The sequence below is a fragment of the Micromonospora sp. DT201 genome (assembly GCF_049841575.1).
Lineage (GTDB): Bacteria > Actinomycetota > Actinomycetes > Mycobacteriales > Micromonosporaceae > Micromonospora.
Map to the genome: position 1 here is coordinate 89,728 of NZ_JBNCKP010000009.1, position 13,058 is coordinate 102,785.

Genomic DNA, 13,058 nt, shown 5'->3' on the forward strand with positions numbered 1-13,058 from the left:
GGCCGGGGTCGGCGCGATGGCCCGTCAGTCAATGCCCGGGCCGGTCGCCACCTCGTCGAGGATCTCGCCCAGGCGGCCCACGACCGTGACGAGCGTGGGCAGCTTCGCTCGCAGGCCGCGATAGGCCGTGGCAAGGGTCGGGTCGACCGCAATCGGCTCGCTGCGGGCACCCTCGGGATCGAGCAGGGCGACAGCCCCCGTGAGATCGGGTGCGAGGCCGATCGCGAAGAGCCCGAGAGCGGCCGCACCGAGAGCGGCGTCATCGGCCTCGCCCGCAACCTGCGCCGGACAATCCAGGACCGCGGCCATCACCTCGCGCCACAACGGCGCACGGAAGGCGTCGCCGGTCAGCCGTACGCTGCTGATCGGCGTCAGCTCGGCCAAGCGGTCACGGACGCCGCCGAGTTGCAGGCATACGCCCTCGACGGCCGCCCGCACCAGGTGGCCGCGGGTGTGTCCGCTGCGCAATCCCAGATACGCGCCCGGCGGGCCGGATCCCCCTGCCGCTGCGCGGTCGGCCAGCAGATAGGGCAGCATCACGAGACCGTCGCTTCCCGGGGGGACCCGCTCGGCGAGGCGTAGGAGTGCGGGTGCGGCATGATCATCATCGGACACTGGGTGAAGGTCGGGGGCGAGGGCGCACCCCGCCCAACGCACGACGTTGCCACCGTTGCTGACCGCCTCGCCGACCACCCAGGCATCCGAGGTCAGCGCAGCGCAGGAGAGCGACTCCGCCGGGTCGACGAGGGGAGCCGCGACGACCGTGCGCAGCGCCCCGGAAGCCCCGAGCGTCAGGACCCCGACGGTGCTGTCGATCGCCGCCGCGCCCAGGATGCCCAACGGACCGTCCCCCGCACCCACGACGACGGGTGTGCCGGACGGTAGGCCGACCGCCCGTCCGGCTGTCGCCGACAGCCGCAGCAACGCCGTCGTGGGTAGGACCGGGGGCAGTTGGCTCTCCGACACCCCGACGAGGTTGAGCACGGCCGGACTCCATACCCGACGGTGCACGTCGAACATCCCGGTGCCGGACGCCGAGGACAGTTCGGTCACCAGCTTTCCGGTGAGCCGATAGAGCACGTAGTCCTTGAGGCCGATCCACCACCGTGCCGTCGTGCACAGATACGGCTCGTGGTGGGCAAACCACATGAGCTTGCAGAGAGGGCTCATCGGGTGCACAGGTGTGCCCGTCAACCGGTGCAGCTCCCGGCTCTGACCGGAGATCCGCAGGTCGCGAGCCGCCTCCGACGACCGTGAGTCTAGACGGGTCAGCATCGGCGTCATCGGTGTCATCGCCGCGTCCAGCCCAATCAGGCCGTACCTGGCGGAACTCAGCGCGAGAGCGACCACCTCCGGCCCGGCGGTGTCGGCGACACAGGCCGCGATCGCCTCCAGAGTGGCCGCCACGAGCACATCCGGATCCTGAACCCTCCAACCGGGCACCGGCTGAAGAAGCGGGTACGTCCGTGTCGCGACGTGTCGCACGGTGCCGTCCAGCGCGAAAGCGGCCGCCCGGACAGCCGTGGGGCCCACGTTGACCCCGAGAATGACACGACGTTCTCGCCCCATGCGCACATGTTCAAGCCGCATTCGGCGGGCCGGCAAGCGGTTGCGCGCAGTTGTCGTCGCGGCCGTCTGGCGCCCTCAGACCAGGAAATTCTCCCGCATCTTCGCGCCCAGATTGATCCCACCCACCACCCGAGGGCCCGCCGGGTCGTGCACGGGGACGGTGTTGTTGCGGCGCATCAGCTCACGGACCGCAGGTGGCAGTCGGGGAGGATCGTCGAGGGCCGCGAGGACCTGCCCGGCGCTCGTGATCAGTTGATCGGCCAGGGCGGCGGCGTCGGTGTCCACCCGCACCCGGCCGTACTCCCAGCCGGCGGTGGTGAGGTCGAGCACCTCGAACACCCGGGTCAGGAGGGGGTTCGGGTCGGTCACCCGGTTGAGGCGGTGCGCTCGGCTGCCGACCACCGCGACGGCGGCGGCCACCTGCGCGTACGGATGGAAGCCCGAGGGCAGCCCGAACAGCGGCCACCGCAGGGCAGGGCCGGCCTCCTTCCACAGCGGCCGGTAGTTGCGGCGGTGCACCAGCAGCCGCCGACCCGTCCGTCGGTGGATCTCCTGGGCCTGGGTCTGCAGGTCCACGTGGGCCTCATCGGCGACCTGACCCACGACCTGGGCCGCCACCACCAAGCCATCGTCGCTGTTCAGCGTCGCGGTGAGCGTTTCGACCTGCTCGGTGAACCGGATCTGCGCATGGGCACCGTATCGGTGCTGAACGTCCCGCAGCAGCGCCTGCTGTCGTCCCGGATCGAGCTGGACCCGCCTACCGCCCAGCAACCGACGGAGCCAACGCATGTCGCCTCGTTTCAGCAGAGCCGTCGCGGACGGCGGCAATGTTAGTGCGTCAGACCTCCCCCGTGTGCTGACGGGGGTGGCTCAGCGACCGACGGACCTTGATGGCGGTCACCGGCGACGCGGTGTGACCAGCCCCGACTCGTACGCCCACACGACCAGTTGGGCGCGGTCGCGGCAGTGCAGCTTCATCATCGCGCGATTCACGTGGGTCTTGGCGGTCAACGGGCTGATCACCATGCGCACGGCGATCTCGTCGTTACTGAGCCCGTTGGCGACCAGCTCGACAATCTCCTGCTCACGCGCGGTCAGCACGTCACGTCCGGCCGTTGGCTCGGCCGGCGGTGGGCCGGACACGAATTCGCTGATGAGCGTACGCGTGACGGCCGGCGCGAGCAGTGCGTCGCCACGAGCCACGACGGCTATGGCCTGAAGCAGGTCGGCGGGGTCGGCGTCCTTCAGGAGGAAACCGCTGGCACCCGCGCGGAGGGCGGCGAAGACGTAGGAGTCGAGCCCGTAGTTGGTGAGGATGAGGACGTGGGTCGCGGTGAGTTCGGGATCAGCGGCGATGCGCCTCGTGGCTTCGATGCCGTCGAGCCCTGGCATCTGCACGTCCATCAGCACGACGTCCGGGCGCAGCCGTCGCGACAGTTGCACCGCCGAGGTGCCGTCGGTGGCCTCGCCGACGACCTCCAGATCGTCCTCGGCGTCGAGCAACGCCCGGAACCCGGCTCGCATCAAAGCCTGGTCGTCGGCGAGCAGGACCCGAATCATGACGGCTCCGACCGGAGGGAGGAGCCGCCACGATCCGTCATGCCGGGCCGTCCAGTGGGAAGGTGGCTCGTACCGTGAACCCGTGGTCGTCGCGGGCGGCGGCCCGCAGCGTGCCGCCCAGTCCGGTTACCCGTTCCCGCATGCCGCGCAGGCCCACACCCGGTGCCATCGGCCGGGCCGGCGACGCCTGGCCGTCGTCGGTGACCGAGACGGTGAGCTGTGCCGGGGCGTACTCGACGCAGATGTGCGCGGTGGCGAGGCCGGCGTGGCGGGCCACGTTGGTCAGAGCCTCCTGGACGACGCGATACCCGGCCTGGTCGATCTCGGCGGGTAGGTCCCGGGGCTGACCGCTGACGGCCACGTGCACCGGTACGCCGGCCGCCCGGGTCCGCTCGGCGAGTTCGTCCACCTGGGCCAGCCCGACGCGGTCTTCGTCGGCAGGTGAACGCAGGACGTCGAGCGTCGTGCGCAGCTCCCGCATCGCGGCGCCGCTGGCCTCCTGGATCGCCAGCAGTGTGGCCGATGGCTCCTCGCCGTGTTTGCGAGCCAGGTGCACGGCGATCCCGGCCTGCACCTTGATCACGGAGATGCTGTGGGTCAAGGAGTCGTGCAGGTCGCGGGCGATGCGCAGGCGCTCCTCCCCGGCGCGACGCAACGCCATCTCCTCGCGGGTGCGTTCGGCCTCGATCGCCCGCTGTTCGACCTGTTCCAGGTATGCCCGGCGCTGCCGCGCGACGAGCCCGGCGACGTTGGCCGCCACGAACCAGCCCAGCAGCAGGTTCGTCCGCTCGACGACCAGCTGGCCTGCCTGGCCGGCCGGCGCCACCGAGACGTCACGAGCCAGGAATCCACCGAGGAAGGCGAGGCTGGCCACAGCGGCGGCCGCTCGGTGGCCCCGCCAGGCGGCGACGTAGACCGCGCCGAGCACAGGGAACGCGGCGGACACCCCGGGGTGTACCCGGACGTGGAGGGCCAGCATGGCGGCGGTCACCACGCTTAGCGCCATCACCGGGAACCGCCGGCACACCGCCACCGCCACGGTCGTGGCGAGGACCAGTGCGACGTCGACCGCCCCAACCGTTGCGGCGTCCGGTGCGAGCGCGGCGTTGCCGAGCAGGAGGGCGCCGAGGGCGAGGCCGCTGAGGGCGTACGGCAGGTCGGGACGCATGGTCGAACTGTAGAGCGGGCCGTCATCGGTCAGCATCCACCGCCTGCGGTAGGCGGGCGTACTGCGGACGCGGTATCGGCGGCCGACCGAGTGCCTGCGGCGGCACGACGTTTTTCCGGATCGTCGAAGCAAGCATCGAGTCCATGACATACCGCTTCTTCACCCCCGCGAAAGCGGCGGCTGCGACCGGCCTGACCGCGGAGGTCTACCGGCAACTGTCGGACGACTTCCTCGGGCCGTTGCCCACCTTCCAAGCGCTCTCGGTCGTGCCGGAGGTGCTGGCCGCGACCTGGGCGCTGATGCGCGAGGCCCTGCTCGCCGGGGACGCCCCTCGGGTCGACCGCGAACTCGTCGCGTCGGCGGTGTCCCGGGCCAACCGCTGTCAGTTCTGCGTCGACGCCCACGTGATGCTGCTCCACGCGCTGGGCGAACCGCGACTGGCCGAGGTCATCGCCCGGGGCGGGACACCATCCGAACCGAGGCACGCCGAGCTCGTCGGCTGGGCGCAGGCAAGCCGCAATCCCGAAGCCACCGACTGGGCCAGCTCGTACCACCCCGAGGTAACCGGCACCCTGCTCGCCTTCCACTTCATCAACCGGATCGTGTCGGCGCTGCTCGATCCTGATCTGCTCCCCGGCGGCCTGCAACGCTCCCCGTTGGTGCGGTCGGTCGGGGGCCGGCTCTACGCCAGGGCGGCCCGGGAGCCGAAGGAGCCCGGCCGAAGCCTCCCGCTCCTCCCAGCCGGCACGACCGCACCACCCGGCTGGGCGGGGGACAGCCCGGTCGGCGTCGCGTACGCGTCGTTGAAGGACGCCGCCACGCAGGGCGGGGACCTCCTGGGCGACGTGGCGCGCCAGACCGTTACGGCGACTGTGCGCTGGGAGGACGGGCGGTTCCCGGGCAGGCCTGCGGACTGGGCCGTCGACCTGGTCCGGGACGTGCCCGGCAGGGATCGCGTCGGTACGCGCATCGCGCTGCTGGCGGCATTCGCGCCCAGCGCGATCACCGTGGGCGACGTCGCTCTGTGGCGGCTCTCCCATCCGGCCGACGCCGACCTCGTGCGGCTTGTCGCGTACGGAGCGATCACCGCAACCGATCACGTCGCCGGAGCCCTGTCTTCGGCGCACCTCTAGGAGGTCACCATGCGCAAGGCATTCGTCATCGTCAGCATTCTGTCGCTCGTCGCGTTCGCCCTGCAGTTCGTCCTCGCCGCTGTCGGCGCGTTTACGAAGCCAGCGGGCGACGACTCGTACGCCCTGCACAGCGTCAACGGGATGATGATCATCCCGGTCCTCAGCCTGTTCACGATTCTGTTCGCCGCGCTGGCGGGGGCGCCGGGCCGGCTCATCGGGCTGACGGTCCTGCCGATCGGCCTCGTCGTCGTGCAGGCGCTCACCGCCATGCTCGCCAACGGGTCCACCGACGCCGCGGGCGTCAGCGGTCCGTTCGGCCTGACCATCGCCGGGCTGCACGCGGTCAACGGAATCATCGCGGTGCACGTCGTCGTCGGCATCCTCCGGGCCGCGCGACAGCTGGCCAACCCGGCACCGGCCGACACCATCGGTGTGACCGTCCGCGAAGGGGAGCCGGTATGACGACGGGCTCGCTGCTCGCGGCCGACCTGGTGATCGCGGTCCTCGCGGCCGCTGGTTGGCTGGGCGGCGGTGCCGCCTCGGCCGCCCGGCGTCGCCCGCTCACACTGGGGCTGGCCGCCTTCGCGCTGCTCGCCACGCTCGCCCGCGCGATCACGATCATCGCGCTGGCCCGCGCCGGCTGGTGGTTCGCGGCGGAGAAGGTCCTCATCGCCGCCCCACTGTCGCTCGCGGCGGTGGGCGTCGCCGTGCCGCGGTTGCTGCGGGCCTCGGGCGACATCCGGTCCGTCGCGGTCCCGCTCCTCTTCGCCGGGTACGCCACGAGCAGTGCCCTCCTCGTGACGATCCTGCACGGCTATCCGGCGTCGGCAGGAGTGGGGCTGCTCGCGGTCGCCGGGGTCGTCGCGGCGACGGCGGTCTCGTGGCGTGCCCTCGGCGCGCGTCCGTCGCGGACGGTGTCCCGGGCGACCCTCGTGGTGGCGGTCGCGGCGCTGGTCACCGGAACCGGGCTGACCGTCGCCCCGGACGGCGCGCCCGCCGTACCCCATGATCATGGGTATCGGGATGCGCGGACCGTCGGCGTCGGCGAACCCACCAGGCGGTTCACCCTGACGGCCGGGACCGCCACGGTGAGTGTGAGTGGCCGTGACGTCGCGGCGTGGGCGTTCAACGCGCAGGTACCCGGGCCGGAGTTGACCGCCACCGTCGGCGACGTCGTAGAGGTGACGCTGCGCAACCGGGACATCGAGCGAGGCGTCACGCTGCACTGGCACGGGTACGACGTGCCGAACAGTCAGGACGGCGTGCCCGGCGTGACGCAGGCGGCGGTGCTACCCGGACAGGAATTCGTCTACCGGTTCCGCGCGGATCAGGCCGGGACGTACTGGTACCACACGCATTCGGTCTCCGACGTCGGCGTGCGGATGGGCCTCTACGGTGTCCTGGTGGTGCGCCCGGGGCCGATGACCGGTCTCGACGTCACGGTGCCGGTGCACACCCTGGGCGGCCGTCCGTTGCCCGCACCGAGAACCGAGCGCGTCGAGGCGGGCACCCCCGTGCGGCTACGGCTGATCAACACCGACAGCACGACGCACCGCTACGCCCTGGCCGGGACCGCGTTCCGGGTCGCCGCGATCGACGGCTTCGACCTGCGAGGCCCGACACCGCTCGTGGACACCGCCGTGCTGATCCCGGCCGGGGGTCGTTACGACCTGGTGTTCGACGCGCCCGCCACGCCGGTGGCGTTGCTCGTCGACGAACGGGCGGTCTACTCGACCGGGTCGGTCTCGACGGCGACGGGCGCCTGGCCGGTGCTGGATCCGCTCACCTACGGCGTCGCTTCTCCGGTGCCGTGGTCGCGATTCGACAGGAAGTTCACCCTCGTTCTCGATCGTGGCCTCGACCTGCACGAACTGCTTCCGCGGTACGCGCACACCGTCAATGGCGCGGCTGACCCGGACATCCCGCCGCAGGTCGTACGCCTCGGCGACGTCGTCAGGTTCACGATCGTCAACCGATCGCAGACCGTGCACCCGTGGCATCTGCACGGCCATCACGTCCTGGTGCTGTCCCGCGACGGAAAGCCGGCGGCCGGAAGTCCGTTGTGGCTGGATTCGTTCGACGTCCGACCCGGTGAGGTGTGGGAGGTGGCGTTCCGGGCCGACAACCCGGGAATGTGGGCCAACCATTGCCACAATCTGGCGCACGCCGACGCCGGGATGACGTTGCACCTGATGTATTCATGAGCTTGAGGGTATGGGAGCGCTCCCGTAACATGCTTGTCGCGGCCTGTTAACGCTCACAAAGGCGACCCCCACCAACGATCACCACCAATGTGTTGGCCGCCGTCCCGTCAGGAGAGTGTCGTATGAGCAGATCTAGAGCCACCAATGTCGGTTTGGTCTCGGCCGGCGTCGCTTTGCTGGTGTCGACGACCGTTGTCGTGGCGTTGCCGGCCGGTGCCGCCGCAGCGGGCTGCTCGGTGAACTATGCCGTGTCGTCGCAGTGGCAGGGCGGCTTCGGCGCCAACGTGGCGATCACGAACCTCGGTGATCCGTTGACGAGTTGGACGTTGACCTGGTCGTACAGCGCCGGGCAGACGGTGACGCAGGCGTGGAACACGTCGTTGACGCAGAGCGGCTCGGCGGTGACCGCGAGGAACGTCAGCTACAACGGCTCAGTCGCGACCAACGGCACGGTGTCGTTCGGTTTCAACGGTTCGTGGACGGGCAGCAATCCGGCACCGACGAGCTTCGCTCTGAACGGTGTGACGTGTACCGGTAGCACGACGCCGACGACCGCGCCCCCGACGACTGCGGCCCCGACGACCGCGCCTCCGACGACCGCGCCTCCGACGACCGCGCCTCCCACGACGCCACCGCCGACCACTGCGCCGCCGACCGAGACGTGCAACCTTCCGTCGACGTACCGCTGGTCATCGACCGGCCAGCTGGCAACCCCGAGGTCGGGGTGGGTTTCGCTCAAGGACTTCACCGTTGCCCCCTACAACGGCCGGCAGCTCGTCTACGCCACCACGCACGACACCGGGACCAGGTGGGGCTCGATGAACTTCAGCCTCTTCACCAACTACTCGGAGATGGGCTCGGCCAGCCAGAACGCGATGAACTCGGCCACTGTCGCGCCGTCACTGTTCTACTTCGCCCCGAAGAACATCTGGGTGCTGGCGTACCAGTGGGGTGGCACCGCGTTCTCCTACCGGACCTCAAGTGACCCCACCAACCCGAATGGCTGGTCGGCGGCGCAGACGCTGTTCACCGGAAGCATCACGGGTTCGGGTACGGGTCCGATCGACCAGGCGGTCATCGGTGACGGCACGAACATGTACCTGTTCTTCGCCGGGGACAATGGCAAGATCTACCGGGCCAGCATGCCGATCGGAAACTTCCCCGGCAACTTCGGCAGCAACTACACGACCATCATGAGCGACTCGACGAACAACCTGTTCGAAGCCGTTCAGGTCTACAAGCTCCAAAATCAGAACCGCTACCTCATGATCGTCGAGGCGATCGGCTCGCAGGGTCGCTACTTCCGCTCGTTCACCGCCACCAGCCTGGGCGGTTCGTGGACGCCGCAGGCCGCCAGCGAGAGCAACCCGTTCGCCGGCAAGGCTAACAGCGGTGCCACCTGGACCAACGACATCAGTCACGGCGAGCTGCTGCGCACGAGCGCCGACCAGACCATGACCATCAACCCCTGCAACCTGCAACTGCTCTACCAGGGTCGTTCCCCGCAATCCGGTGGCGACTACGGCCTCCTGCCGTACCGGCCGGGTCTGTTGACCCTGCAACGCTGAATGCGCGGGCGGGCTCGGCATCGTGCCGAGCCCGCCCGAGCCTTGATTGAGCCCGCGCACCACCCTCCACGAAGGGCGGCGGGGCGGCGTGACTGTCCTCGGGCGAGAGAAGATACGCCGAGGCCGGTGGCAGCGCCCGTCGAGCCGAGTCGAGCGTGGAGGTCACTGATGGACAGCACCAGCAAATATGCGGCGGCCCGCCTTCCCACCGACTTGGCGGCCCACGCCATCTGGGTCCCGACCGGCGCCGGCCCGGTTGGCGGCCGCATCGTGTTCGTCACCGAGCGCTCCCGCCGTCGGGTCGCCGTGCTGATTCTCCCCGTCGTGCTGCTGGGTCTGGTGCTCGTCATCGCCTACGCCCCGGGCGCCTGGCTGGTGGCGCTGCTCGTGGCGGCGCTCGCGGTCGCCGGCGCCGCGACTGATTACCACCGGGGCGGGCGGGCGGGTTTCTACCGTCTGGAGGACGACGGGCGGCTCGGTGAGTTCCTCGGTCGGCAGAATCCCGGTCTGTCCCAGCACCGGCGTGTCCGAGCTGCCTCCGCCGGGAGCTGATTGATCGGTGGGACCTGCTGGCTCAACGGCAGGTGTCCGGTCGGGCGGGCCACCCATCACGAATGCGAAACGCCGAATTTTTCCTCGGGACGGCTTGTGGCTGGTGAGTTTGGGATGATGCGCCGGTCTACCTACCGAAACCACCTGATTCGAAGGGACCCCGCGATGGCAAAGGTCATCTCCACGCTGTTCATCTCGGCCGACGGCGTGGCCGAGATCGATCCGGACTGGCACTTCCCGTACTTCGACGAGAACATGGGTCGGGCCGTCACCGAGGACTACGACGCCGCCGACGTGCTGCTGATCGGCCGTGAGACCTACGACAGTTTCGCCGGCGCCTGGCCCGACCGGGAGGCCGCCGGCGGGGAGGACGCAGGGTTCGCCAAGCAACTCGGGGATGTACGCAAGGTCGTCGTCTCGCGGCAGTCGCTGGAATTGCCCTGGCGCAACTCGGAGCTGATCACGGGTGATCTCCTCGGTGCCGTCACCGCGCTCAAGGCTGACACCAGCATCAGAGGCATCCTCATCCCCGGGTCGATCTCGGTGGTGCAGCAACTGCTCGCCGCGGGGCTGGTCGACGAGTTGCGCCTGCTGGTGCACCCGGTGGCGGCGCGTAAGGGCCGCAGGCTGTTCGACGAGGGCGACACGGCCTACCACCTGCGCGTAGTGGCGACGGAGGCGTTCCCCACGGGCGTGCTCCGCGTGATCTACGCGCCGGGGGAGGCACCCGGAAAGGCTGGTTACGACGACGTCAAGGACCAGGTGCCGGCCGGTAACTAGTACGGCAGCCGCCGTTCGTGAGGTGACCTCGGATCCCGCGGGAACGAGGACGGCCACCGCATGATCGTCTGTGTGTTGTGGACACAACATCAGACCTTGCGGTGGCCGAGAGCCACAGCGTAGAGCCTGTCCGGTGGCGACGAACCATCGACCTGGTGATCGACTCGTTCGCCGGCCGGTTCTGCCGGGTTGAGCCCCGCCGCGCGGCGGCCGGGTTCGTCACCGGGCTGTTGGCCGAGTTGGAGGTCAAGACCTGCTGGCAGGTGGCTGAGCAGGCCGGTCATGCCCGACCTGATGCGATGCAAAGGTTGCTGTTCAGGGCGAAGTGGGACGCCGACGCGGTGCGTGATGATGTGCGGAAGGTCGTCGTCGACCGGCTCGGCGAACCGGGTGGTGTCCTCGTGGTCGACGAGACCGGGGATCTGAAGAAGGGCGTGCACACCGTCGGCGTGCAACGTCAGTACACCGGTACCGCTGGGCGGATCGAGAACGCCCAGGTCGGCGTGTTCCTGGCCTACGCGAGCAGACACGGCCACACCCTGATCGACCGGCGGGTCTACCTGCCGAAGTCCTGGACCGACGACCGCCGACGGTGTGAGCAGGCCGGTGTCCCGGACGACGTCGTGTTCGCCACCCGATCCGAGCTGGCCGGCGACATGATCACCGCCGCCGTGAAGGCCCTGGTTCCGGCCCGGTGGGTCGCCGCGGACGAGGCCTACGGCAACAACACCCGGCTGCGGGGTGAACTGCGCACACTCCGCCTTGGTTACGTCCTGGCGGTCTCCTGTGATCACCTCGTGCTGATCGACGGCGGTAAGACCCGCTGGCGTGCTGACCGGCTGGCCGAGAACCTGCCCGCCACCGCCTGGACCCGGCGCAGTGCCGGCGACGGGTCGAAAGGGCCACGGTTCTACGACTGGGCCTGGCTGGCCGACGTCGGCGCTGACGGCGACCCTGACGACGACGGCCGGCACAGCCTGCTGATCCGCCGCAACAACACCACCGGTGAGCTGGCCTTCTACCGCTGCTGGACACCCGGACCGGTCACCCTCGCCCAACTCGTGCGAGTGGCCGGAGTTCGCTGGATCGTGGAGGAGTCTTTCCAAGCCGCAAAGGGCCAAGTCGGGCTTGACCAGCACCAGGTCCGCCTCTGGACGTCCTGGCACCGGTTCACCACCCTGGCCCTGGCCGCCCTCGCTATCCTCGCGATCTGCACCGCCGACGCCCGATCAGCACACCGCCCGGCTCAACCCGACATGATCGAGTTCACCGTCAACGAAATCCGCCGCCTGATCAACGTCCTGCTGATCCGGCCGACCCGCAGCATCGCCTACCGTTTGCGCTGGTCACGATGGCGACGCCGACACCAAGCACGAGCCAGACGAGCCCACTACGCCCGCCGGCTCACCGTCGAACTCCAACCATGATCACGAACGGCGGCTGCCGTACTAGTGTGCACCACCGGTTCATCCCACACCTCGAACCAGCATTTAGTGAGGCTCATCGATATTGACGTCTGGCGTCGGCAGCGACAGGATCTCGGCACCACCACCACCGTGATCCCCTCTGGGAGGCGTCATGACCCGTCCCCGCCTGCCCCGCCTACGGGCAGCCAGCCGGTTGGCCGCACTCGCCGTGGCCATCGCCGGCGTGCTGCTCACCGTCGCCACACCCGCCAGCGCCGCTGTGCCCGCCGGCCGATACGTCGCGTTGGGCGACTCGTACGCCGCCGGTCCGCTGATCCCCACCCAGGTCGACCTGAACTGCCTACGCTCCAACCGCAACTACCCATCGCTGGTGGCCGCCTCCGCGGGCTCGTCGTCGTTCGCCGACGTGAGCTGCTCGGGGGCCACCACGGACGACATCCTCTACGGTGGCAGCGGCCAGTTGGGCATCACGGTGCCACCGCAGCTCAACGCGGTCACGTCGACCACGGCGCTGGTGACGGTGCAGATCGGCGGCAACGACATCGGGTTCTCCGGGATCATCGGCGACTGTGCGGAGGCGAGCCTCAGCAGCCCGCTCGGGTCTCCGTGCAAGAACCGGTACACCGCGGGAGGTGTCGACCAGTTGCAGGCGAGGATCGTCGCCGCCACACCGAAGGTGACCGCAGTGGTGCAGGCGGTCCGCCAGGCAGCGCCGGGCGCGCGCGTCGTGGTGCTCGGGTATCCGGCGATCCTGCCGGACACCGGTTACGGCTGCTGGCCTGTCGTTCCGATCGCCTACCAGGACGTCCCGTACCTGCGGGGTATCGCGAAGTCACTCAACGCCATGCTGGCCAGCACCGCGGCCGCAAACGGTGCCACGTACGCCGACGTCTACACCCCCTCGATCGGCCGTGACGCGTGCAAGGGCAGCGGCACCCGGTGGGTCGAGGGCCTGGTGCCACAGAACTCGGCCGCCCCCTTCCACCCGAACGCCCGTGGTGAGCAGGGCATGGCATCCGCCCTGCTCGCCAGACTGAACAGCTGAGCGGGCCCGCAATCGGTCGAGCCGGCCCCGCCGTGCAGCGACGGGGCCGGCC

The 13,058-nt window shown here is 69.8% G+C and carries 12 protein-coding genes; 8 read left to right on the forward strand and 4 right to left on the reverse strand.

The window, feature by feature from the left end:
* Window positions 1–24 precede the first annotated feature (24 nt).
* The 4 genes from ACLQ28_RS17165 to ACLQ28_RS17180 form a co-directional block, all read right to left on the reverse strand.
* Complete coding sequence (locus ACLQ28_RS17165) at window positions 25–1,569, reverse strand: gluconokinase (RefSeq protein WP_425687268.1); 1,545 nt, start codon at window positions 1,567–1,569, stop codon at window positions 25–27.
* A gap of 75 nt (window positions 1,570–1,644) precedes the next feature.
* Window positions 1,645–2,358 carry a hypothetical protein gene (locus tag ACLQ28_RS17170; RefSeq protein WP_425687269.1) on the reverse strand — a complete coding sequence of 238 codons (714 nt, stop codon included), beginning with the start codon at window positions 2,356–2,358 and terminating at the stop codon, window positions 1,645–1,647.
* Window positions 2,359–2,466: 108 nt separating this feature from the next.
* On the reverse strand, window positions 2,467–3,129 hold the full coding sequence (locus tag ACLQ28_RS17175; RefSeq protein WP_425687270.1) for a response regulator: 663 nt from the start codon (window positions 3,127–3,129) through the stop codon (window positions 2,467–2,469).
* A gap of 37 nt (window positions 3,130–3,166) precedes the next feature.
* Complete coding sequence (locus ACLQ28_RS17180; RefSeq protein WP_425687271.1) at window positions 3,167–4,297, reverse strand: sensor histidine kinase; 1,131 nt, start codon at window positions 4,295–4,297, stop codon at window positions 3,167–3,169.
* A 143-nt stretch (window positions 4,298–4,440) separates the two neighbouring features.
* On the opposite strand from ACLQ28_RS17180, the gene ACLQ28_RS17185 reads away from it, so the two are divergent.
* The 8 genes from ACLQ28_RS17185 (at window position 4,441) to ACLQ28_RS17220 (ending at window position 13,006) form a co-directional block, all read left to right on the forward strand.
* Complete coding sequence (locus ACLQ28_RS17185; protein WP_425687272.1) at window positions 4,441–5,430, forward strand: carboxymuconolactone decarboxylase family protein; 990 nt, start codon at window positions 4,441–4,443, stop codon at window positions 5,428–5,430.
* 9 nt (window positions 5,431–5,439) lie between these two features.
* Entirely contained in the window at window positions 5,440–5,892 is a 453-nt protein-coding gene (locus ACLQ28_RS17190; RefSeq protein WP_425687273.1) for a DUF6220 domain-containing protein, read from the forward strand.
* Window positions 5,889–7,634 (forward strand): multicopper oxidase family protein, encoded by a 1,746-nt coding sequence (locus ACLQ28_RS17195; protein WP_425687274.1) that lies wholly within the window; start codon window positions 5,889–5,891, stop codon window positions 7,632–7,634. Before ACLQ28_RS17190 ends, ACLQ28_RS17195 begins: the two co-directional genes overlap by 4 nt.
* Before the next feature lie 122 nt (window positions 7,635–7,756).
* On the forward strand, window positions 7,757–9,202 hold the full coding sequence (locus ACLQ28_RS17200; RefSeq protein ID WP_425687275.1) for a non-reducing end alpha-L-arabinofuranosidase family hydrolase: 1,446 nt from the start codon (window positions 7,757–7,759) through the stop codon (window positions 9,200–9,202).
* 168 nt (window positions 9,203–9,370) lie between these two features.
* A complete protein-coding gene (locus ACLQ28_RS17205; protein WP_425687276.1) occupies window positions 9,371–9,754 on the forward strand; it encodes a hypothetical protein in 384 nt (127 codons plus the stop codon).
* Between the two features lie 165 nt (window positions 9,755–9,919).
* Window positions 9,920–10,534 carry a dihydrofolate reductase family protein gene (locus tag ACLQ28_RS17210; RefSeq protein ID WP_425687277.1) on the forward strand — a complete coding sequence of 205 codons (615 nt, stop codon included), beginning with the start codon at window positions 9,920–9,922 and terminating at the stop codon, window positions 10,532–10,534.
* 101 nt (window positions 10,535–10,635) lie between these two features.
* Window positions 10,636–11,961, forward strand: coding sequence for an IS701 family transposase (locus ACLQ28_RS17215; protein ID WP_425687278.1), 1,326 nt, complete (start codon window positions 10,636–10,638; stop codon window positions 11,959–11,961).
* 151 nt (window positions 11,962–12,112) lie between these two features.
* Window positions 12,113–13,006, forward strand: a complete 894-nt coding sequence (locus tag ACLQ28_RS17220) for an SGNH/GDSL hydrolase family protein (RefSeq protein WP_425687279.1) — start codon at window positions 12,113–12,115, stop codon at window positions 13,004–13,006.
* Window positions 13,007–13,058 lie beyond the last annotated feature (52 nt).